The organism is Micromonospora sp. NPDC005367, from assembly GCF_040606825.1.
Lineage (GTDB): Bacteria > Actinomycetota > Actinomycetes > Mycobacteriales > Micromonosporaceae > Micromonospora.
On sequence record NZ_JBEXFP010000008.1, the window covers coordinates 137,603 to 159,345 of the forward strand.

18 protein-coding genes, 1 tRNA gene and 1 other RNA gene are annotated in these 21,743 nt (G+C 71.1%); 8 read left to right on the top strand and 12 right to left on the bottom strand.

What is annotated here, in order from left to right; translation table 11 throughout:
* Positions 1-4 precede the first annotated feature (4 nt).
* Entirely contained in the window at positions 5-1,270 is a 1,266-nt protein-coding gene (locus tag ABZS42_RS08755; RefSeq protein ID WP_355143339.1) for an aspartate kinase, read from the bottom strand.
* Positions 1,271-1,642: 372 nt separating this feature from the next.
* On the opposite strand from ABZS42_RS08755, the gene ABZS42_RS08760 reads away from it, so the two are divergent.
* Entirely contained in the window at positions 1,643-2,506 is an 864-nt protein-coding gene (locus tag ABZS42_RS08760; protein ID WP_355143340.1) for a hypothetical protein, read from the top strand.
* 84 nt (positions 2,507-2,590) lie between these two features.
* Positions 2,591-3,118 carry a nitroreductase family protein gene (locus tag ABZS42_RS08765; protein ID WP_355143341.1) on the top strand — a complete coding sequence of 176 codons (528 nt, stop codon included), beginning with the start codon at positions 2,591-2,593 and terminating at the stop codon, positions 3,116-3,118.
* Here the strand turns inward: ABZS42_RS08765 and ABZS42_RS08770 are convergent, their stop codons facing one another.
* A complete protein-coding gene (locus ABZS42_RS08770; RefSeq protein WP_355143342.1) occupies positions 3,119-4,117 on the bottom strand; it encodes an ArsR family transcriptional regulator in 999 nt (332 codons plus the stop codon).
* 109 nt (positions 4,118-4,226) lie between these two features.
* Between ABZS42_RS08770 and ABZS42_RS08775 the strand changes: the two genes are divergently transcribed.
* Together ABZS42_RS08775 and leuA are read left to right on the top strand one after the other, a co-directional pair.
* A complete protein-coding gene (locus ABZS42_RS08775) occupies positions 4,227-5,468 on the top strand; it encodes an MFS transporter (RefSeq protein WP_355143343.1) in 1,242 nt (413 codons plus the stop codon).
* A 236-nt stretch (positions 5,469-5,704) separates the two neighbouring features.
* A complete protein-coding gene (leuA, locus tag ABZS42_RS08780; protein WP_355143344.1) occupies positions 5,705-7,456 on the top strand; it encodes a 2-isopropylmalate synthase in 1,752 nt (583 codons plus the stop codon).
* Positions 7,457-7,525: 69 nt separating this feature from the next.
* Here leuA and ABZS42_RS08785 read toward each other — a convergent pair whose 3' ends face one another.
* Entirely contained in the window at positions 7,526-8,992 is a 1,467-nt protein-coding gene (locus ABZS42_RS08785) for an MFS transporter (RefSeq protein WP_355143345.1), read from the bottom strand.
* A 135-nt stretch (positions 8,993-9,127) separates the two neighbouring features.
* Between ABZS42_RS08785 and ABZS42_RS08790 the strand changes: the two genes are divergently transcribed.
* Positions 9,128-9,769, top strand: a complete 642-nt coding sequence (locus tag ABZS42_RS08790) for an HNH endonuclease family protein (RefSeq protein ID WP_355143346.1) — start codon at positions 9,128-9,130, stop codon at positions 9,767-9,769.
* A 41-nt stretch (positions 9,770-9,810) separates the two neighbouring features.
* Positions 9,811-10,242: a hypothetical protein gene (locus ABZS42_RS08795; protein ID WP_355143373.1), complete on the top strand. Its 432-nt coding sequence runs from the start codon at positions 9,811-9,813 to the stop codon at positions 10,240-10,242.
* Between the two features lie 129 nt (positions 10,243-10,371).
* Here ABZS42_RS08795 and ABZS42_RS08800 read toward each other — a convergent pair whose 3' ends face one another.
* The 9 genes from ABZS42_RS08800 to ffs form a co-directional block, all read right to left on the bottom strand.
* On the bottom strand, positions 10,372-11,469 hold the full coding sequence (locus ABZS42_RS08800) for an ABC transporter ATP-binding protein (protein WP_355143347.1): 1,098 nt from the start codon (positions 11,467-11,469) through the stop codon (positions 10,372-10,374).
* Positions 11,466-12,452, bottom strand: coding sequence for an ABC transporter ATP-binding protein (locus tag ABZS42_RS08805; RefSeq protein WP_355143348.1), 987 nt, complete (start codon positions 12,450-12,452; stop codon positions 11,466-11,468). The genes ABZS42_RS08800 and ABZS42_RS08805 overlap by 4 nt, the downstream gene beginning before the upstream one ends.
* 112 nt (positions 12,453-12,564) lie before the next feature.
* A complete protein-coding gene (locus tag ABZS42_RS08810) occupies positions 12,565-13,578 on the bottom strand; it encodes an ABC transporter permease (protein ID WP_355143349.1) in 1,014 nt (337 codons plus the stop codon).
* A complete protein-coding gene (locus ABZS42_RS08815) occupies positions 13,575-14,582 on the bottom strand; it encodes an ABC transporter permease (RefSeq protein WP_355143350.1) in 1,008 nt (335 codons plus the stop codon). Before ABZS42_RS08815 ends, ABZS42_RS08810 begins: the two co-directional genes overlap by 4 nt.
* Positions 14,583-14,678: 96 nt before the next feature.
* Positions 14,679-16,352, bottom strand: a complete 1,674-nt coding sequence (locus ABZS42_RS08820; protein ID WP_355143351.1) for an ABC transporter substrate-binding protein — start codon at positions 16,350-16,352, stop codon at positions 14,679-14,681.
* Positions 16,353-16,608: 256 nt separating this feature from the next.
* Positions 16,609-17,202: a recombination mediator RecR gene (gene recR / locus ABZS42_RS08825; protein ID WP_076467244.1), complete on the bottom strand. Its 594-nt coding sequence runs from the start codon at positions 17,200-17,202 to the stop codon at positions 16,609-16,611.
* A gap of 7 nt (positions 17,203-17,209) precedes the next feature.
* On the bottom strand, positions 17,210-17,518 hold the full coding sequence (locus ABZS42_RS08830; RefSeq protein WP_217696722.1) for a YbaB/EbfC family nucleoid-associated protein: 309 nt from the start codon (positions 17,516-17,518) through the stop codon (positions 17,210-17,212).
* A 105-nt stretch (positions 17,519-17,623) separates the two neighbouring features.
* Entirely contained in the window at positions 17,624-20,125 is a 2,502-nt protein-coding gene (locus ABZS42_RS08835; protein WP_355143352.1) for a DNA polymerase III subunit gamma and tau, read from the bottom strand.
* Positions 20,126-20,303: 178 nt separating this feature from the next.
* An RNA gene (gene ffs / locus ABZS42_RS08840) (signal recognition particle sRNA small type) lies at positions 20,304-20,398 on the bottom strand.
* Positions 20,399-20,477: 79 nt separating this feature from the next.
* Between ffs and ABZS42_RS08845 the strand changes: the two genes are divergently transcribed.
* A tRNA-Ser gene (locus tag ABZS42_RS08845) sits at positions 20,478-20,562 on the top strand.
* A 285-nt stretch (positions 20,563-20,847) separates the two neighbouring features.
* Positions 20,848-21,672, top strand: a complete 825-nt coding sequence (locus ABZS42_RS08850) for a hypothetical protein (RefSeq protein WP_355143353.1) — start codon at positions 20,848-20,850, stop codon at positions 21,670-21,672.
* The last annotated feature ends 71 nt before the right edge of the window (positions 21,673-21,743 follow it).

The window sequence follows — 21,743 nt, forward strand, 5'->3', positions numbered from 1 at the left end:
GGCCCTACCGCCCGGTGCCCGCGTAGACCACGGCCTCGGTGTCGCCGCCGAGGTCGAAGGCGTCGTGGATGGCGCGGACCGCCGCGTCGAGGTCGGTGTCCCGGCAGACCACGGAGACCCGGATCTCCGACGTCGAGATCATCTCGATGTTGACGCCGGCGGCGCCGAGGGCGGCGAAGAAGCCGGCCGCCACACCCGGGTGGGAGCGCATCCCGGCGCCGATGAGCGAGACCTTGCCGACGTGGTCGTCGTAGAGCAGGCCCTTGAACTTGACCGACTCCTGGATCTTGCTGAGCGCGGCCATCGCCGTCGGACCGTCGGTCTTCGGCAGCGTGAAGGAGATGTCGGTGCGCCCGGTGCCCTCGGTGGAGACGTTCTGCACGATCATGTCGATGTTGATCTCGGCGCCCGCCGCGGTGTCGAAGATGCGCGCGGCGGCACCCGGCTCGTCCGGCACGCCGACGATCGTGATCTTCGCCTCGCTGCGGTCGTGGGCGACCCCGGTGATCAGTGCTTGCTCCACAGGAAGGTCCTCCATCGATCCGGTGACCATCGTGCCGGTGTTGGTCGAGTATGACGAACGGACGTGGATCGGCAACCCCGCCCGGCGGGCGTACTCCACACTGCGCAGGTGCAGCACCTTGGCGCCGCAGGCGGCCAGTTCCAGCATCTCCTCGTAGGTGATCTGCTTGATGTGCCGCGCGTCGGGCACGATCCGCGGGTCGGCGCTGAAGATGCCGTCCACGTCCGTGTAGATCTCGCAGACGTCGGCGTGCAACGCGGCCGCCAGCGCCACCGCGGTGGTGTCCGAGCCACCCCGACCCAGCGTCGTGACGTCCTTGGTGTCCTGGGAGACCCCCTGGAAGCCGGCGACGATCACCACCGAGCCCTCGTCGAGCGCGCCCTTGAGGCGGCCGGGGGTGACGTCGATGATCCGCGCCTTGCCGTGCACCGAGGTGGTGATCACGCCGGCCTGGGAGCCGGTGAACGAACGCGCCTCGTACCCCAGGTTGTGGATGGCCATGGCGAGCAGCGCCATGGAGATCCGCTCCCCGGCGGTGAGCAGCATGTCCAGCTCACGGCCCGGCGGCAGCGGACTGACCTGGTTGGCCAGGTCGAGCAGCTCGTCGGTGGTGTCGCCCATCGCGGAGACCACCACCACGACATCGTCACCGGCCTTGCGTGCGGCGACGATCCGCTCCGCGACCCGCTTGATCCGCTCCGCGTTGGCGACGGAGGACCCGCCGTACTTCTGCACCACGAGTGCCACGAAGTGCACTCCCTCCCAGTGACCCTGAGCGTGCCGACGCCGCCGGTCACGGGGCCGGCGGCGCGTGTCAGACCTCCCCAGGGTATCGGGCCGGCCGGACCGCCGGGTCAGGTGATCCCACCATCCGGCCCGGCCGCGTCGGCCCGCACCGCTACGCAGCGGCCGTGACCAGCATCGATTCGGACACCAGGGAACACCACGCCCGGCAACCCGGGGCCGACACGCCGGGGCAGGGCCGACTCGGACGGGCTCGCCGCGCGCCGGCGGGTGCCGCCCGCGACACGCCGGGCCGCTGGCCCGAGCAGGCCAGCGCCGCGAGCGCGAGCGCCGGAGAATGAGGCGGTGTACGACCTCTCCCGACCGATCCGACGCGTGACCGTCCCGCGCACGCCCGTCCACCGCTCGCCCGGCACCCCCGCGGTCGAGCCGGCGGCGTTCCGCCCGCGCGCGGCCGTCCTCCGTCGCCACCGACCATCCGCCCCGCTCGCGCTCTTCGCGCTCGCCCTGCCGGCGCTCCTCGTCGCCTGCAGCGCCGACCCGCCGCCCGCGCCCCCGCCGCCCGACCCCGGGCCGGTCGCGGTGGACGCCGCGCGGGACGAACTGGCCGCGCTGGCCGCGGCGGCGCAGGATCGGCATCTCACCGCCCACTACAAGTTCGGCCGGAGCGGCGAGGCGGACCGGACGATCGTCGTGACCAGCGCGAACGACGGCAGCTGGCGGGTCGACGTACCCGGTGGCGCGCTCGGCGGCGCCTCGGACATCTCGTTGGCCGCAACCGCGGACGGGCTCTTCCAGTGCGCCCTGCCCTCGGCCGCCCGGCCGGAACCGCCGAGCTGCGTACGCCTCGGCGACACCGACGACGCGCTCCCCCGCCGGCTGGATCCGCGGGTGCAGCACCCGTTCACCGACTGGCTGGAAGTGCTCACCGATCGGCGTGCCCCGCTCTCGATCTCGCCCGCGCAGCCGCTTCCGGGGGTCCCGGGCAGCTGCTACTCGGTGGAGACCACCGCGGCCTCGCTGAACGCCCCGCTCGACGTGGGCATCTACTGCTACGACCAGGACGGCACGCCGACGGCGGTCCGGACCGACTACGGCACGCTCACGCTGGCCGGCCCTCCCGCCCCGGCGCCGGCCAGCGTGCAGCTGGCCGGGCCGGTCGTCGATCGCGAGCCGCTCGGCACGGCCTCGCCGCCACCGCCTGATCCGTCGGACAGTCCGAGTGCCGGAACGCAGTGATCTTCTAACCGTTACGGGTGCTATTGCCCACATTTGACACCCCGGTCTGTGGCGGCGAATCGGCCATACGGGACGCTTCCTCCCATGCCCGACCTCACCCCGCTGCTCGCCTTCCGCTGGAGCCCCCGGGCCTTTGACCCGAATGCCGAACTGAGCCCGGACGAGGCCGCCTCGCTGCTGGAGGCGGCCCGCTGGGCGCCCTCGGCGGGCAACAGCCAGCCCTGGCGGTTCGCGCTCGGCCACCGGGAGGACGAGACGTGGAAGCGGATCCTGACCTGCCTGCCGGTCGACGACCAGGGCTGGGCGCGGCACGCCGCCGCGCTGCTGGTGGGCGCGCACACCGGCGACGACGAGCGGGCCGCGTACGACCTGGGCCAGGCCGTCGCCCACCTCACCGTGCAGGCCACCGCGCTCGGCCTGCACGTGCACCAGCTCACCCGCTTCGACCGGCCGGGCCTCGCCCTGGAGCTGGACCTTCCCGGCGAAGTCCACCCGCTGGTCGTCGCGACCGTCGGTCGGATCGGTGACCCGTTCACGCTGCCGGAGGAGCTGCGTCGTCGGGAGGTCGGCCTGCGGCATCGCCACCCCGTCGCGGACCTGCTGCTCGCCTGACTACCCGATCGGGTCGCCGCCGCGGCTGGCCCGAAGCAGAACCCTCGCGGCGTCGGTGTTGCGATAGAGGACGTGCCGGCCCTGTCGGGACCGGGAGACCAGACCCGCGGCGTGCAGCGCGCCGAGGTGCTGGGAGACACCTCCGGCGGACATCGCGGTGCGTCGGGCCAGGTCAGTGGTGGTGGTCGCCGTCTCGAGCAGGTGCAGCAGCGCGGCTCGGCCGGGGCCGACCACCCGCGCCAGCGAGTCGCCGGGCGGCGACGCGGTCGCCTCCCAGAGCGTCCCGACCGCCCGCACCGGGTACGCGCCGGCCGGCAGCGAGTCCTCCAGCAGGTTCCACAGCACCTGCTGCCCGGTGAACACCGTCGGGTTCAGCGCCAGTCCACGACCGCGGAGGTCGAAGTCCCGCTCGAACGGGTCGTCGCTGACCACCCGGTCGCCGAGCCAGCGCAGACTCGGGTGGAGCTGTTCGAAGAACCGGCCGGCACCGTTCTCGGCGAGCTGGGCGGCCCGGTACGCAACGTCGGCGTCGAGCAGCGCCCGCATCCGCGGCCAGTCCGGGGCGATCGCCTCGTCGTACCAGACCCGCACCGCGTCGACGAGCTGCGGCAACAGCCCACGCGGGTCGGCGAGGAGCGCCTGCCCGAACGCGTTCAGCGGCTGGCGCGGGGTGGTCGCCAGCAGGTCCTGGACCACCACGGCCGGTGGTGTCGCCGCGATCTGGTCGAGCTGCTCGGCCATCTCCACGTTCGGCCGGGCCGCCGGAGTGAGGAAGTCGGGCAGCCAGCAACCCTGCCGGGCCAACGCCCTCAGCGGTCGGACCCGCTCGGCGACCTCGGGACGGCGCACTGTCACCCGGGCCCGGTCGATCCAGGGCAGGTGCACCGCGTAGCGGACCGGACTGGCCAGCGCCCACATGCTCATGACCGTCTCGTTGACCGGCGACACGGCCAGCCGGACGCCCGCCACGTCGGCGAGAGTGAACCGCAACTCGGACACGCGCCCTCCCCGGGAGCAGGATTCGGCCCAGCCTAAAAGGCTCGACCGATGTCGTGGGGGCTCGGTTCACTTCCCGGCCATGGGGACCAGAGACAGCATCCGCAGCGCTGTGGCAAACGTCGTACCGCCGGCCGGCTTGACCCGCGCGCTGGCCGTGCAGGCCATGGTCTCCGCCGTCGGCAGCGGCCTGTTCCACGCCGGCAGCGCCGTCTTCTTCACCCGGGCGCTGGGGCTCAGCGCCGCCCAGGTCGGGCTGGGCCTGTCCATCGCGGCAGGGGTGTCGCTGCTCGGCACGGTGCCGCTGGGCGGGCTCACCGACCGGTACGGACCGCAGCGGGTCTGGATCATCGGGCTGGTGCTGAACGCGGCGCTCTTCGCGACGTACCCGTTCGTGGGCGGCTTCGCCGGTTTCCTCGCCGTGGTGGTGGCGCTGGCGGCGGTGGACGCGTCGACCGGGGTGGCCCGCCAGGTCTACTCGATCAACGCGCTCCCCCCGGCCGAACGGGTCACGGCGATGGCGTACCAGCGTTCGTCGTTGAACGTCGGGTTCGGGCTGGGCGCGGTGATCAGTGGTCTGGTGCTGGCCGTGGACACGATCGAGGCGTACCGGGGAATGGCCTGGTTCATCGCGACCGTGATCCTGGTGACGGCCCTGTTCGTACGACGACTGCCCCGGCTGCCGCAGGTGGTCAGGCCGGTGGAACCGATGGGTCGGCTCGCCGTGCTGCGGGACCGGCCGTTCATGACGGTGTCCCTGCTCTCCGGGCTGCTCACCGCACACGGAGTGCTCTACCTGACAGTCATGCCGCTCTGGATCCTCACCCACACCGACGCCCCGAAGACGGTGATCGCTGCTCTGGTGCTGCTCAACACGGTCCTGATCGTGCTGCTCCAGGTACGCGTCAGCCGCGGTGCCGACACCGCCGCGGGCGCGGCGCGGGCCTCCCGCCGTGGGGGCCTGCTGATCGCCCTGTCCTGTCTGGTCCTGCCGATCTCCGGGGCCACCCGGGGGCTGCTCACCGTCGTGGTGCTGGTGGCTGCCGCGACGCTGCTGATCCTGGCCGAGCTGATCGAGTCGGCGGGCACCTGGGGACTCACCGCCACCCTTCCGCCCGACGACCAGCGCGGCGCGTACGTGGGGGCGCTGCGGCTCGGCGAGCAGGTGCAGTACCTGATCGCTCCGGCGGGGTTGACCGCGCTCGGGGTGACCACCGGGGGCTGGGGCTGGTTCCCGGCGGCGGCGATCTTCGTGCTGCTCGGGCTGGCGATCGTACCCGCGGTTGCCTGGGCGGGACGGACGCCGAGGCTGGGTTCCCCGGCCCCGGAGCCGGCCATGACGCCGGTCCCATAATCCGGACCTACCTTCCCACCCCCGGTTCCCTCACGTAGGGTGACTTGGTCATGTGGCGGGCGCTTCTTCTCCTTGGCCGCCGCGACGAGGCCTGACCGGCCGGCACCTCGTCGCGGAGTCGCTTCGCGCCGTCCAGCACATCCGAACTTCCCATCGGCACCGCCGGAGCATCGTGGCCCGGCACCAGCCGACACCTTCCGATTGCTGACGCCACCTGTTCAGGAGACCACTCCGTCATGACTGACACCGTCACCGACGTCGAGACCGATCCCTTCGCCCGGCAGCGCCCCGGCGGCATGCCGTTCCAGCGTTACGAGCCCTACCAGCGGCAGTTCCGCGTCGACCTGCCGGACCGCACCTGGCCCACCCGGCAGGTGGACGCGGCGCCGCGCTGGTGCGCGGTGGACCTGCGGGACGGCAACCAGGCGCTCATCGACCCGATGTCGCCCGAGCGCAAGCGCCGCATGTTCCAGCTGCTCGTACAGATGGGCTACAAGGAGATCGAGGTCGGCTTCCCGTCGGCGAGCCAGACCGACTTCGACTTCGTACGGCAGCTCATCGAGCAGGACCTGATCCCGGAGGACGTCACCATCCAGGTGCTGACCCAGTGCCGGGAGCACCTGATCGAGCGGACGTTCGAGTCGCTGCGCGGCGCCCGGCGGGCGATCGTGCACCTCTACAACTCCACCTCGACGCTCCAGCGCCGGGTGGTCTTCGGCCTCGACCGGGACGGCATCACCGACATCGCCACCACCGGGGCCCGCCTGTGCCAGAAGTACGCGGAGATCCACACCCCGGACACGGACATCCACTACGAGTACTCGCCGGAGTCGTACACCGGCACCGAGCTGGAGTACGCGCTCGAGGTCTGCTCGGCGGTGATCGACGTCATCGACCCGACGCCGGACCGGAAGCTGATCATCAACCTGCCGGCCACCGTCGAGATGGCCACCCCGAACGTGTACGCGGACTCGATCGAGTGGATGCACCGCCGCCTGCCCCGCCGGGACAGCCTGGTGCTCAGCCTGCACCCGCACAACGACCGGGGCACCGGCGTGGCCGCCGCCGAACTCGGCCTGCTGGCCGGCGCGGACCGGATCGAGGGCTGCCTGTTCGGCAACGGTGAGCGCACCGGCAACGTCGACCTGGTCACGCTGGGGCTGAACCTCTTCTCCCAGGGCATCGACCCGATGATCGACTTTTCGAACGTCGACGAGGTCAAGCGGACGGTCGAGTACTGCAACCAGCTCCCGGTGCACGAACGCCACCCGTACGCGGGCGACCTGGTCTACACCGCGTTCTCCGGCTCGCACCAGGACGCCATCAAGAAGGGTCTCGACGCCCTCGCGGCGGACGCCGCCGCGGCCGGGGTACCGGTCGACGAGCAGCCGTGGGCGGTGCCGTACCTGCCGATCGACCCGAAGGACCTGGGCCGCACCTACGAGGCGGTCATCCGGGTCAACTCGCAGTCCGGCAAGGGCGGCGTCGCGTACATCATGAAGAGCGAGCACCAGCTCGACCTGCCGCGCCGGCTCCAGATCGAGTTCTCCGGCGTGGTCCAGCAGGTCACCGATCACGACGGCGGCGAGGTCGAACCGGCCGCCATGTGGGCCATCTTCGCCCGCAACTACCTGGTCGATCACCAGCCCGACCCGGCGGTCAAACTGGCCGGCTACACGATCGGCACGGCCGACGGGAAGGTCGAGATTGAGGCACGGGTGGACCTCGACGGCGGGCACCGGTCGCTCTCCGCGGTCGGCAACGGCCCGATCGACGCGTACGTCAACGCGCTCCACTCGGTGGGTGTGGGCGTACGGGTGCTCGACTACCACGAGCACGCGCTCTCCTCGGGCGGGGACGCGCAGGCCGCCGCGTACGTGGAGTGCGAGGTGGACGGTCGGAACGTGTGGGGCGTCGGTGTCGACGCGAACATCGTCACCGCCTCGATCAAGGCGGTGACCAGCGCGGTCAATCGCGCCCGCCGCTGACACCGGAAGGGGCCCCCGCCGAGACGGGGGCCCCTTCCCCGGTGCCGGGAGCTGGGCGGGAAACCCCAATCAGCGTTCTCGCGGTGGGGTCGACACCGGGAGTGTCTGACACGGCTGGGAGGGTGGCGCCTCCCGGGGCGGGCGGTGGATCAGCAGGAGAGCCATCAGCGCGCCGGCCAGCAGCAGGCCCGCACACCAGAGCATCGCGGCACGGAACGCCCCGGTCAGCGCGCTGTGCTGCTGGTAAGCGGCACCGGAGAGCCCGACCAGCAGCGGCAACGCGGCCACCGCGAGCAGGCCGCCGGCCCGGGCGGCCGCGTTGTTGAACCCGCTGGCCACTCCGGCGAACCGGTCCGCCGCCGCGGCCAGCACGGAAGCGGTGAGTGGTGCCACGACCAGGGTCAGACCGATGCCGAAGAGCAACACCCCGGGCAGCACGTCGACCCAGTACGACGCGCCGGGGCTGAGCCGGCGCAACAGCAGCAGCCCGGCGGCCCCCACCACCGGACCCACGGCCAGCGGCAGCCGGGGACCGATGCGCGCCGAGAGCGCCCCCGCCCGGGCCGAACCCACCAGCATCAGCAGGGTCCAGGGCAGCAGCGCGACCCCGGTGAGGAGCGCCGACCAGCCGAGCACGTTCTGCAGGTACACGGAGAAGAAGAAGGTGAAGCCACCGAGCGCGGCGTAGATGGCCACGGTGAAGATGTTCAGCACCGAGAAGAGCCGGCTGTCGAACAGCTCGGTGGGCAGCATCGCGGCCGCGCCCCGGTGCCGTTCCAGCAGCACGAAGGCCACTCCCGCGACCAGGCCGAGCAGCGCCGACCCCCACACCGGCGGCGAGCCGAAGCCGCGGCCGGTCGCGTCGATCAGCGCGTACGTGAGACCGCCCAGGGCCAGCGCACCGAGCAGGGCACCGGCCACGTCGAACCGCTGGCGCCGGTCGCCCTCGACCCGGGCCCGCGACACGCCCTCGTCCCGGCTCTCCGGCACCCAACGCAGCGCGGAGAGCACCACCAGGACCGCGAGCGGAAGGTTCAGGAAGAAGATCCACCGCCAGGAGAACGCGTCGATCAACCAGCCGCCGATGAACGGACCGAGCGCCGTGGAGACGCCGGAGAGCCCGGACCAGGCACCGATCGCCCGGCCACGGTCGTCCGGATGGAAACTCGCCTGGAGCACCGACAGCGAGCCCGGCGTGAGCAGAGCGCCGCCGGCGCCCTGGAGGAACCGGGCGCCGATCAGCCAGCCCGTCCCCTGCGCCAGGCCGCAGAGCACGGACGCGGCGGTGAACCAGATCACCCCGAGCAGGAAGATCCGGCGTCGGCCGAACCGGTCGCCGAGCGACCCGCCGAGCAGTACGAACGCGGCGAGCATCAGCATGTAGCCGTTGACCGTCCACTGGAGGTCCGCCACGGTGGCGTGCAGTTCGGAACCGAGCCGGGGCAGCGCCACGTTGACCACGGTGCTGTCCAGGAAGACCATCCCGGAGGCGAGGACCGTGGCGAGCAGCGTGCCGCGACCTGCGGCGGTAGTCATCCGGAGGGCAGGCGAGGGTTGGGGCACGGGTACCCATCTTCCACGCGCCACCTGAGAGACGCCACGAAACGCCGAAACCATGCTTGGGTACTGTGCGGGATCGCCGGAAGCCCGCAAGCTGGAGAGGTGTCGTCTGTGCGTACCAGATCAGGACCGCGCGCGGCGGTGGCCGCGCTCGCCGTGGCGCTGACGCTCGGTGCGTCCGGCTGCATGCCCCTGGACGAGCCGGAGGCCGCTCCCAGCAGCACCGGCGGCAACGCGATGGAGATGCTGGGCCAGCTCACGGTGGCCAGCGCCGGGTCGATGAAGGGCTACAGCCGGGCCCGCTTCCCGCACTGGCGGGACACCGGCACCAACTGCGACGTACGCGACACGGTGCTGAAGCGGGACGGGGAGAACATCAAGCTCTCCGGCTGCAACGTGGTCGGCGGCCGGTGGCAGAGCGTCTACGACGGCCGCACCTTCACCGACCCCTCCGACGTTGACATCGACCACATGGTGCCGCTGGCGAACGCGTGGCGTTCGGGCGCGGACGAGTGGAACGACACGCAGCGGGGCGACTTCGCCAACGACACCACGCGCCCGCAGCTCCTCGCGGTCTCCGCCTCCTCCAACCGGTCGAAGGGCGACCAGGACCCGTCCCAGTGGAAGCCCGCGAACCAGTCGTACTGGTGCCAGTACGCCCAGGCCTGGGTAATCGTCAAGCACCACTGGCGGCTCACGGTGACCAGCGCCGAGAAGACCGCCCTCACGGACATGCTGGAGGGCTGTGCATGAGCGAGCGACCGGTGACCGGGCCGAAACCGACCACGGCCGGCATGAACGCGGACGGCGACGCCGCGCCGGGGGCTGTTCCGGGGGCCGGCATGAACGCCGACGGGCCGCCCGCCGCCACCACCGCGGTGCCCGGCGCCGGAATGCAGGCGGACGCGGACAGTGGCGTTCCCGCGAGTGAGCGCGAGCCCACCGTGGCGGGCGGGGACGCTGCCGTCGGGGGTGCCCCGCAGAGCCGGACCACCGACATCGTGGCCGGGCCGGGCGGGGTGATGACCGACGAGGTAGGTGTCGTCACCGGCGAGCTGACCCTGCGCAGCGACTACGCCGACGGGCACGTCACCCTCACCGTGCAGTACAAGGACGCCGACGAGTGGTACGCGGTCACCGGCGGCCGGGTCGCGTTGCCCGACCCGGCCGGACTGGACGCGGTGCACGGCATCGCGGTCGGCCTGCTCAATCGTCCGGAAGGCTGACCGCCGGGAGGCCTGCGGCACGGTCCGCCCGGTGCTCGAGCGAGCGCTGCCGCGGAGGCTTGTTCCAGCCTCCGCGGCAGCACAGGTCGCGGGCATCCGAAGCCGGCGGCAGGGCCACCGGCTTGGCGGTCAGATCGTCGGGATCAGCTCGCCCGGGTCACCCGGGGCGGTCCCCTCGGTCGGCCGGACGATCTCCGGCTCGACCTCGTGCGGCCGGATCTTCCCGGCGGCGATCTCCTCCGCGTAGTGGCAGGCCACCCGGTGGCCGGAGAGCACCTCGCGCAGCGCCGGCCGCTCGTCGACGCAGCGGGTCGGCTGGGCCCACGGGCATCGGGTGTGGAAACGGCACCCCGCCGGCGGGTTCGACGGCGACGGCAGGTCACCGGCGAGCAGGATCCGCTCGCGCCGGTCCTCCACCACCGGGTCCGGTACCGGCACCGCCGACATCAGCGCCCGGGTGTACGGGTGCATCGGCTCGCGGTAGAGCTCCTCGCTGGATGCCTCCTCGACCAGCCCGCCCAGGTACATCACCCCGACGGTGTCCGAGATGTGCCGGACCACCGCCAGGTCGTGCGCGATGATCAGATACGTGAGGCCCCGCTCGATCTGCAGATCCTTCAGCAGGTTGAGCACCTGGGCCTGGATCGACACGTCGAGCGCGGAGACCGGCTCGTCGGCGACGATCAGGTCCGGGTTGAGCACCAGGGCCCGGGCGATACCGATCCGCTGGCGCTGGCCGCCGGAGAACTCGTGCGGGTATTTGCTGAGCGCCGAGGCGGGTAGGCCGACGGCCTCCAACGTCTCGCGCAGCCGCTTGTTGGTCTCCGCCTTGTCGTCCGCCAGTCCGTGCGCCTTGAGTCCTTCCAGCAGCAGCGACTCCACCGACTGCCGCGGGTCCAGGCTGGACAGCGGGTCCTGGAAGATCATCTGCATCCGGCGGCGCGCCCGACGCATCTTCTCGCCCTTGAGCGCACGGACGTCCGTGCCGTCGAAGACGATCTCGCCATCCGTCGGCTCGACCAGCCGCAGCAGGCCGCGGCCCAGCGTCGACTTGCCGCAACCGGACTCGCCGACCAGCCCGTACGTCTCACCCGCGTTGATGGACAGCGAGACGCCGTCCACCGCGTAGACGTAGCCGACGGTGCGGTCGAAGAGCACACCGCTCTTGATCGGGAAATGGACCTTGACGTCACGCAGTTCGACCAGTGGTCCGGTCCGCTCGGTCACGGTACCGCCACCTCCTCGGAGACAGGGTTGTTGCAGCGCAGGTCGCCGCCGGTGGCGGTGGGCTCGAGCGTGGGCGCTCCTTCGAGGCAGGCATCGACAACGTTGTCGCAGCGCGGCGCGAAGGCGCAGCCCTCCGCCCACGGAATGTTGTCGGCCACCGAGCCGCGGATCGCGTGCAGGCGCTCGCCCCGCAGTGAGTCGAGCCGGGGTACGGAGCTGAGCAGCCCGTGCGTGTACGGATGCCGGGCGTGCGCGAACAGTTCGTGCCGCCGGGCCCGCTCCACCACCTTGCCGCCGTAGAGCACGTTGACGGTGTCGCAGAGACCGGCCACCACGCCCAGATCGTGAGTGATCATGATGAGCGCCGTCCCGGTGTCGTCGACCAGCTGCTTGAGCAGCGTAAGGATCTGCGCCTGGATGGTCACGTCCAGCGCGGTGGTCGGCTCGTCGGCGATCAGCAGTCGCGGCTTGCAGGCCAGCGCGATGGCGATCAGTGCCCGCTGCCGCATGCCGCCGGAGATCTGGTGCGGGTACTCCTTGAGCCGCCGGTCGGGGTCGGGGATGCCGACCGCGTCCAACAGCTCGCGGGCCTCCCGCAGCGCCTGCCTGCGGTCGCGGCCCTGGTGCCGCTCGAGCACCTCGGCGACCTGGACGCCGATCGGGATGACCGGGTTCAGCGAGGAGAGCGGGTCCTGGAAGATCATGCCGATGTCCCGGCCGCGCCGGTCCCGCATGTCGTCCCGGCGCAGCTTGAGCAGGTCGGCGCCGTCGAAGAGCACCTCACCGGTGACCTTGTTGCCGCGCTTGGGGAGCAATCCCATGATCGCCAGGCTGGTCACGCTCTTGCCACAGCCCGACTCGCCGACCAGGCCGACGGTCTGCCCCGGCTCCACCGTGAAGCTGACCTTGTCGACCGCCGTGAACGGTCGTTCGCCGCGCCGCTGGAACACGACGCTCAGATCACGTACGTCGAGCAGGCTCATCGGGTCACTTCCTCACCGTGCTGGTCCGTCACTCGTGACCGTGGGACTCGCGGGCCGGCTCCTCGCGGCCGCCGCCGGTCCACGCCGGCCGTGCTGTCGTCTCGCACCGTCGTCACCGCCGGTTCTTCGGGTCGATGGCCTCACGCATCGCCTCACCGAGCAGGGTGAAGCCGAGCGCGACGATGATGATCGCCAGCGCCGGGTAGTAGGCCAACTCGGGGCGTACCTCGAAGTAGCGGACGCCGGCGTCGCCGAGCATCGCGCCCCACTCGGCCCGGTCCCGGTTGGGGTCGCCGAGGCCGAGGAAGGAGAGCGACGCGGCCTCGATGATCGCGACGGAGAGCGTCAGCGTGGCCTGCACGATCACCGCCGTCATGGCGTTGGGGAGCATGTGCCGCAGGACGATGTTGTGCTCCTTCACGCCGAGCGCCCGGGCGGCGAGCACGTGGTCGCTCTCCCGTTGGGCGAGCATGGAGCCGCGCAGCAGGCGGGCGAAGACCGGCACGCTGACGATGGCCACGGCCAGGATGACCGTCCACTGGCTGGACTTGCTGGCCAGCGCGACCAGGGTGATCGCCAGCAGCAGGGCCGGCAGGGCCAGCATCACGTCCGTGACCCGCATGAGGATGTTGTCCACCCAGCCACCGAAGGCGCCGGCGACCGCGCCGAGCAGTACGCCGATGGCGAGCCCGATGAGGGTGGCCAGGACGCCGACGAAGAGCGTCTGCCGACTGCCGTAGATCAGACGGGACAGCAGGTCCCGGCCCAACTCGTCGGAGCCGAGCGGGAATCCGTCGGTGGCTCCGGGGATGTGGTCCGCGGCGAGCCGGCTGGTCAACTCGTCGAAGCGCTGCACCGGATCGTGCGGGGCGATCAACGGCGCGAAGATCGCCACGAGCACGAAGAGCGCGATGATGGTGGCGCCGACGATCGCGGCCGGGTTGCGCCGCAGCCGGCGCAACGCGTCCCGGAAGAGACTCACGCCACCCTTGCCGGCGCTGGCCTGCGCCAGTTCCTCCAGGCGCGCCTTCTTCCGGTCACCGAGTCGGTTGAGGCTCGCGCCGCCCAGGCGCTCGTCCTTGCGCCGGGGGGCCGGGGTACCAGCCTGCGTGGTTGGTTCGGTCATCGCACACGCACCCTCGGGTCGATGAAGGCGTAGGAGAGGTCGACCAGCAGGTTGACCACCACGAAGACCAATGCGGCCAGCAGGATCAGCGCCTGGAGGACGGGGTAGTCACGGCTGCCGGTGATCGAGTCGGTGATCAGGGTGCCGAGGCCGCCCCAGTTGTAGACCTTCTCGGTGAGTACCGCACCGGAGAGCAGCGCACCGGTCTGCAGGCCGATGGTCGTGACCACCGGCAGCAGTGCGTTGCGCAGGATGTGCCGTCCCCGGATGGTGCGGTGCCGCAGACCCTTGGCCTCGGCGGTGCGGACGTAGTCCTCGTTGAGCACGTCGAGCACGCTCGCCCGGGTCATCCGGACGATGACCGCCAGCGGGATGGTGGCGAGCGTGACCGCCGGCAGGATCAGATGCCAGAGCGCGTCCGCTGTGGCGTCGAACTCCCGGGTGAGCAGGCTGTCGAGGACGAAGAAGCCGGTGATGTTGGTGTTGTCCAACCCGATGCCGACCCGACCGGACGGCGGGAACCAGTGGATGTTCTGGGTGAAGACGTCCTTGAGCAGGTAGCCCAGGAAGAAGATCGGGATCGAGATGCCGAGCAGCGTGCCGACGACGGTCAGGTGGTCGAGGGACCGGCCCCGCCAGCGGGCGGCGAGGTAGCCGAGCGGAATACCGAGCCCGACCGCGACGATCATTGCGGCCAGGGCGAGCTCGACGGTCGCCGGGAAGGCCCGACCGATCACCTCGATCACCGGATCGCCGGTGCGGATCGAGTTGCCGAAGTCCCCGGTCAGGATCCGCTGCATGAACTTGCCGTACTGCACGTGGATCGGCTGGTCGTAGCCGAGCGCCTTGGTCAGCAGGGCACGGGTCTCGGGGGTGGCCCGCTCACCGAGCAGCGCGTCGACCGGACCGCCGGGCAGGTTCCGCAACCAGATGAAGATCAGCGCCGACAGCGCTATCAGCGTCACCACCAGCTGTAGCAGGCGGCGGACTATGACTCGCAACATCTCTCACACACCAGACTCTCGATGGTCGCGGAATCGGCCCGGGCGGGGGAAACCCCCAACCCGGGCCGATTCCGCTACGGCGTCAGCCGATCGGCGTCACTGCTTGACGCTGACGGTGTTGAACCGCTCGTCGGTCAGCGGGCTCGCCACCAGGCCGTCGACGTCCTTGGTGACGACGATGGCCGGCGGGGCGTGCCAGACCGGGACGGCCGGCAGCCACTTGCTGGCGAGGTCCCGGTTGACCTGCTCCCAGGCCGCCTTCTTGCCCGCCTCGTCGACGGTGCCGTCGGCCTTGGCGATGGCGTCGAACATGTCGGTCATCGCCTGGTCGCCGAACTCGGCCTTGGCCCGGCCGAAGAACGTCCCGACGAAGTTGCCCGGGTCGTTGTAGTCACCGGTCCAGCCGAGGATGTGCAGGTCGTGCTTGCCGAACGTCTGCACGTCGTCCTTGAAGCCACCGTTCCACGGACGCGGCACACCGTTGACCTTGATGCCGACGGCCTGCAGGTCGTTGGCCAGGATGGTGAAGATCTCCTGCGGGTTCGGCATGTACGGCCGGGTGACGTCCGGCGGGTAGTAGAAGTTCAGCGTCAGGTTCTCGGCGCCGGCCTCCTTGAGCAGCTGCTTGGCCTTCTCCGGGTTGTACTCGTACTTCTGCACGTCCGAGGCGTAGCCGAGCACGGTGTCCGGCATGAGCTCGTCGGCGACCTTCGCGCCGCCCGGGCCCTTGGTCTGCACCAGCTGCTGGCGGTTGAGCGCGTAGGCGATGGCCTGGCGTACCCGCAGGTCCTTCAGCTTCGGGTTCTTCTGGTTGATACCCAGGTAGAGGATGTTGAAGGCCGGGCGGTCGATGACCTGGAAGCCCTCGTCGGTGAGCGCCTTGCGGTCGGCCGGGGCGGGGAAGTCGATGCCGTGGACGGTGCCGGCCCGCAGCTCCTGCTTACGGGTGTTCTCGTCCTTGATGATCTTGATGATCAGCTTGTCGACCTTGGCCTTGTCGCCCCAGTAGTCCGGGTTCCGGTTCAGGGTGATCTCACCCTTGGCCTTGTCCCAACCGCCGAAGGTGAACGGACCGGTGCCGACCGGGTGCTCGTTGGCGAACGCGCTGTACGCGAACGAGTCGCCGTTCTGCGTGACCGTGTCGGCGTCGTACTTCTTGAGCGCCTCGGGGCTGGCGATCGACAGCGAGGTCAGCGCGAAGGCACCGGGGAAGGCACCCTTGTACTTGTTCAAGGTCAGGACAGCGGTGCCGTCGTCCTTGGCCTCACACTTGTTGTAGATCGACTCACCGGCACCCTCGGCCTCGTTCGAGGCGAACCCGCCGAAGGTGTCCATGTAGTAGATCATGTTCGCCTGGGCCGCCGCGCCCTTCATGTTGTACCAGCGGTCGAAGTTGTAGCAGACCGCAGCGGCGTTGAACGGCGTTCCATCGTGGAACTTCACGCCCTGGCGCAGCTTGAAGGTCCAGACCTTGCCGGTCGCGTCGTGCTCCCAGCTCTCGGCCAGGCCGCCCGTCAGCTCCGCGGTGCCTGGCTTGTGGGTGACCAGAGTGTCGAACATCTGCCGGATCGGCCGGAACGACTCACCGTCGTCGTTGAAGATCGGATCGAAGTTCTTCGGGTCACCGGCACCCGCGAAGATGAAGGTGCCGCCGGTCTTGGCCTCGCCGCTGTCGCCGTCACGCTCACTCTCCGCGCACCCGGCGGCGCCTACCGCCAGGGCGGTGACGGCCGCGATCGCAACGGCCGTTCTGAGCCTTCTCCCCTGCATCTCTCACCTCTGTCATGCGCCTGACCACACGAAGTCGTGGCTCGGTCCGTGTGCGGGAGGCTATGACAGGTCACACAGGAAGCGGAACGCCCGCGAGGTAATCGCTATCAAGCCGACACCTTCTGACACCCGAAGGCTCACCAGGTACCGAAGGCGACACATGCTGACGGCAGGAATAAGCGATTTGTCGGCTGCTCGGGCGTCATCGATCACACCCGATCAGAGCGGTGCCGGGCGATCGCACCTGAGTTGCGGCTCAGACGGCCCGGCGGCCCTCGAAGGCTCGGCCGAGCGTGATCTCGTCGGCGTACTCGAGGTCACCACCGACCGGCAGGCCGCTCGCGAGCCGGGTGACCGCGATCCCCATCGGCTTGACCATCAACGCCAGGTAGGTGGCGGTCGCCTCGCCCTCGGTGTTCGGATCGGTGGCGAGGATCAGCTCGCGGACGGCGCCACCGCCGAGCCGGGTCATCAGCTCGCGGATGCGCAGGTTGTCCGGCCCGATCCCCTCCAGCGGATTGATCGCTCCACCGAGCACGTGGTAACGACCGCGGAACTCACCGGTCCGCTCGATCGCCACCACGTCCTTCGGCTCCTCGACCACACAGATCACCTCGTCGGCGCGACGCGGGTCGCGACAGATCCGGCACTGCTCGGACTCGGCGACGTTGTAGCAGCTGGTGCAGAACCGCACCAGCTCCTTGACCTTGCGCAGGGCGCCGGCCAGCCGGTTGACGTCGGCCGGGTCGGCGGAGAGGACGTGGAAGGCGATCCGCTGGGCGCTCTTCGGGCCCACGCCCGGTAGCCGGCCCAGCTCGTCGATCAGGTCCTGGATGGCGCCTTCATACATCTGCGGCTCAGAAACCCGGCAGGCCGAGGCCGCCCATGCCGCCGGTGACCGGACCCATCTTGCGCTCGGTCAACTCCCGGGCCGCCTCGGCGGCGTTGTGCAGGGCCGCGACGACCAGGTCCTCCAGGGTCTCCACGTCCTCCGGGTCGACCGCCTTCGGGTCGATCTTGACGCTCTTGACCTCGCCGGTACCGACGACGGTCACGGTGACCAGGCCGCCCCCGGCGGTGCCGGTCAGCTCGGCCTCGGCCAGCTCGGCCTGCGCCTTGGCGATCTGCTGCTGCATCTTCTGCGCCTGCTTCAGCATCTGCTGCATGTTCGGCTGTCCACCTGGGCGCACGATGGCTCCTTCTCGCACTCGTCTGCTGGGCCGTCGCTCAGCCTATCCGCTGGGTCCGACCGACCCGCTCTCCGTGCCCGCTCAGCGGGCGTCCACCTCGTCGATCTTCTCAGCACCGAGGGCCTCGCGGAGCAGCCGTACCGCCTGCTCCTCGCTCGACTCCCGGGCCGTCTTCTCGTCGATCACGTCGTCCAACGGCTCGTCGCCGGGGTCGAACCCCTCGTAGACCGGGGTCGCCGGCGGTCGCCCACCGCCGGACCGGGCCGGACCGTCGTAGTCCGGGTCGTACGGCGGTTCGCCCGCCCAGTCGCTGTCCGCGGTCGGCCGGGCCGGCTGGGCGGTACGCGGACCACGGCCCGCGGCAGCGGCCCGCGCCGCGGCGATGGCGCTGCTCACCGGCGCGCCGTTGCCGTTCGCCGCCGGAGCGGCGGGGTTCGCCGCAACGGCGGTGCCTGCCGGAGGAGTGGCCTGGGCGGTGGCACCCGCCGGGGTGCTTGCCGAAGCGGGCACGCCCTCCGGGGCGGACGCCGGGCCACCGCCCGGGCGCGCCGGCTCGGGCCAGTCGTTCCCGGCACCATCACCCGCGGCGGGACCGCCGGCCGGAGCCGGGGCGGCCCCACCGGGGCGGGCCGGCTCGGGCCAGTCGTCCTCGTCGTCGCCCCCGGCCGCACCGGCCGCCGCCGGGCCGGACTCGCCACTCCCACGGCCGCCGGCCGGGCCGGACTCGCCATTCGCACCGGGTCGGGCAGCCGGGCCGGTGCCGCTGCGCGCGCCGGACGCCGGGGCCGCCGGAGCAGGGGCAGGCGCGGTCGGACGGGGCGAGCCGGAGAGCGTGGCCGCACCCCGCTCGCCGGCGACCTCGCAGCGGATCTGCCAGCGCCCACCCAGCTCCTCGTAGAGGGCGTCGGTGAGCACCGCGGCGTGGTCGGACACCATCCGGGCCAGCACACCGGACTTCACCGTGAGCACCAGCGTGTCGCCGTCGAGCTCCCGCACCACGGCGTCGCGCATCAACGCGGCGATCCGCTTGTTCGTGCGGTTGACCTTTCCGACCACGTCCGGCCAGACCCGTCGTACGGCTACCGCGTCCAGGGCACCGGGCGTCTCGGCTCCCGGCCGGGGCGGCTCCGGGGTGGCCGGGTCGGGCATCACCGCCGAGGGCGGCACTACCCGCCGGGACGTGTCGTCCGGACGGGTCGCCGCCGCGGGCCGGACCTCGGCCGGGGACTGCGGGCGGGGCGCGCCGACGGCGGGAGCCTGCTCGGCGGAGGTGCTCGGTGCGGGAATGGCGGCAGCCGCCGTGGCGGACCCGGCCGGTGCCGCGGCGTCAGCCGCGTGCGGGGCGGGGGGCGCCGGGCGTACGGCCGGGGCCGGGGCGACCGGCGCGGAGCCGGCGGCGGCCGACGGCGCGTCGGCGCCGGCCAGGGTGAGCCGGCGCTCCATGCGTTCGAGGCGCTGGAGTAGGCCGCCGGCCGAGTCGTCTGCGCCCGGAAGCAGCATCCGGGCGCAGATCAGCTCCAGCAGCAGCCGGGGCGCGGTGGCGCCGCGCATCTCCACCAGCCCGTTGTGCACGATGTCGGCGCAGCGGGACAGCGTGGCCGAGCCGAGCTGCGACGCCTGGGCGGCCATCCGCTCGATCTGGTCGGCCGGGCCGTCGATGAGACCCTTTGCGGCGGCGTCCGGCACCTGCTGCATGACGATCAGGTCGCGCAGCCGCTCCAGCAGGTCGGAGGCGAACCGGCGCATGTCGTGCCCGGCCTCGGCGACCCGGTCGACGGTGGCGTACGCGGCCGCACCGTCACCGGCGGCCAGCGCGTCGCACATCTCGTCGATCAGCGCCGAGTCGGTGACACCGAGCAGCGCGACGGCCCGGGCGTAGCTGACCCCCTCCGCGCCGGCGCCGGCGATGAGCTGGTCGAGCACGGAGAGGCTGTCCCGCATGCTGCCGCCACCGGCGCGGACCACCAGCGGAAAGACCGCCGGCTCGACGGCGACGCCCTCGGCCTGGGTGAGCTGCTCCAGGTATGGGCGGACCACCTTCGGCGGAAATAGCCGGAACGGGTAGTGGTGGGTCCGCGACCGGATCGTGCCGAGGACCTTCTCCGGCTCGGTGGTGGCGAAGATGAACTTGACGTACTCCGGGGGCTCCTCGACCAGCTTGAGCAGGGCGTTGAAGCCCTGGGTCGAGACCATGTGCGCCTCGTCGATGATGTAGATCTTGAAGCGGCTGCTGGCCGGCGCGAAGAATGCCTTCTCGCGCAGCTCCCGGGCGTCGTCGACGCCGCCGTGGCTGGCCGCGTCGATCTCGATGACGTCGATCGATCCGCCGCCGTCGGGGGCCAGCGAGCGGCAGGACTCGCACCGCCCGCACGGCTCGGGGGTGGGGCCCTGCTCACAGTTGAGCGAGCGGGCCATGATCCGGGCGCTGGTGGTCTTGCCGCAGCCGCGGGGGCCGGAGAAGAGGTACGCGTGGTTGAGCCGGCCGCTGCGCAACGCCTGCGACAACGGCTCGGTGACGTGCTCCTGACCGATGACCTCGGCGAACGTACGCGGCCGGTACTTGCGGTAAAGGGCCAGTGCCACCCGTCCCGCCTCCTCTCGACCGAGCCATTCTGCGCCGGTACGCCCCGGGTGACCACCCACCCCGCCGCTGGCGAGGGTCCGCGCGCTCGATCAACTCGACTTCACGAATGTCGGGGTGTCAGTACGTGGAGAACGCCCCGACTTCACTGAGCTCGAGTTGATCGAGGGGACCCGGAACAGAAGGGCCCCCCGTGCACCCGTCAGAGCCCGCTTATCCTTGCTGCCTTCCGGCCCTGGGGAGGTTCACGAGATGCACGCCGCACGGGGGGCTCGCCAAGCGTACCCGACCTCCGGTCGATCTTCAGGGGGTGGTGGGGTGGCCCACCCGCCGGGTGCCTGTATTCTGGCTCGCGGAGGATTCGCCTAGAGGCCTAGGGCGCACGCTTGGAAAGCGTGTTGGGTTTACACCCTCACGAGTTCGAATCTCGTATCCTCCGCTCACCTGAGCAGCACGAACGGAAGGGCCGGCCCCACGGGGACCGGCCCTTCGTCGTACCTATGGTCACTCTCGTCTCAGCTGCCGACCCACCTGCACTGTGGGGACGGACAGCTCCACGGATTCGACCCCGCCACAGCTCGTTAACGGCTCGGACCCGGGTGGGTCCGCGAGGGCCGGCTGGGCGGTCCTCCACCGACCGTCCATGGACTCCCGTCTGTGGCAGGATGCAGCCGCCCGTGCCCGCTGCACGGTTTCTGAACCCCGTGGAGGACCCTTGGTATCGATGCGGAACGTCGCCCGGCTCGTGGCGGTGGCGGTCGTCGGCAGTCTGCTGCCGGCCACCCCGGCTCACGCCGACCCCTACGAACCCTATGACACCCGACTCGTCAAGACCGTCATCAACGACGGCAAGCCCATCGCGTTCGGCGCCAGCGGCTCGATCACAGTCCCGGTCACCGTCCAGATCGCCGAGGACTCCGGTGGCCTGGCAACCGTCGACGCCAAGCTCCACAGCTTCGGCGGCTTCTTCTTCGCCTACCTCGATGGGCCGGCCGATCACAACATGACGTGCGCGCCGGTTCCGGCCACCATGTTCACCTGCACCGGCGCCGCGACCTTCGGGATGGGCTACGTGGACAACACCTCCGCGGGGCTTCCGGTCCAGTTGAGACTCGACGGCTACGCCTACGACAGCGGGCGGTACACCCTCTTGGGCGACCCTGCGGACAACGTTCTCCTGCTGAAGAAGGCCGGGCTGGTGGCGCCGGAGGCTGGTTCCGGAGCTGTCCGCAAGGGTGGCAGCCTCACCATCACCGGCAAGCTCACCTATCCCGATTGGAACCGCCTGGAGGTGGGTGGCAACTCGTACTACTCCGCGGCGTACGCCGGCCAGCCGGTGAGCCTCGAGTTCAAGAAGGCCGGCACCACGTCGTACACGCGGGTCAGGACCGTCACGTCTGCCGCGGACGGCACGGTGCGGACGACCGTCACGGCCGACGCCTCCGGAACATGGCGGTGGTCGTTCGCCGGCGCCGGCGTCGTCGCGGCGTCGGTGTCGCCCGACACGAGCATCCTCGTCCACGACGTGCGCCCTGGAACTCGTCCGTGAAGTCGCAACGCTGAGGGCGGGCCGCGACGGTACTGCGGGACCGGACCGCGGCCCGGCCTCGACCGCTTCAG

Coding starts and splice junctions, on each gene's coding strand:
- ABZS42_RS08765 (WP_355143341.1), top strand. CDS start 2,591: ATGCCCGACCTCACCCCGCTGCTCGCCTTCCGCTGGAGCCCCCGGGCC.
- leuA (WP_355143344.1), top strand. CDS start 5,705: ATGACTGACACCGTCACCGACGTCGAGACCGATCCCTTCGCCCGGCAG.
- ABZS42_RS08785 (WP_355143345.1), bottom strand. CDS start 8,992: ATGACTACCGCCGCAGGTCGCGGCACGCTGCTCGCCACGGTCCTCGCC.
- ABZS42_RS08795 (WP_355143373.1), top strand. CDS start 9,811: ATGAACGCGGACGGCGACGCCGCGCCGGGGGCTGTTCCGGGGGCCGGC.
- ABZS42_RS08805 (WP_355143348.1), bottom strand. CDS start 12,452: ATGAGCCTGCTCGACGTACGTGATCTGAGCGTCGTGTTCCAGCGGCGC.
- ABZS42_RS08810 (WP_355143349.1), bottom strand. CDS start 13,578: ATGACCGAACCAACCACGCAGGCTGGTACCCCGGCCCCCCGGCGCAAG.
- ABZS42_RS08815 (WP_355143350.1), bottom strand. CDS start 14,582: ATGTTGCGAGTCATAGTCCGCCGCCTGCTACAGCTGGTGGTGACGCTG.
- ABZS42_RS08820 (WP_355143351.1), bottom strand. CDS start 16,352: ATGCAGGGGAGAAGGCTCAGAACGGCCGTTGCGATCGCGGCCGTCACC.
- recR (WP_076467244.1), bottom strand. CDS start 17,202: ATGTATGAAGGCGCCATCCAGGACCTGATCGACGAGCTGGGCCGGCTA.
- ABZS42_RS08830 (WP_217696722.1), bottom strand. CDS start 17,518: ATGCAGCAGATGCTGAAGCAGGCGCAGAAGATGCAGCAGCAGATCGCC.
- ABZS42_RS08850 (WP_355143353.1), top strand. CDS start 20,848: ATGCGGAACGTCGCCCGGCTCGTGGCGGTGGCGGTCGTCGGCAGTCTG.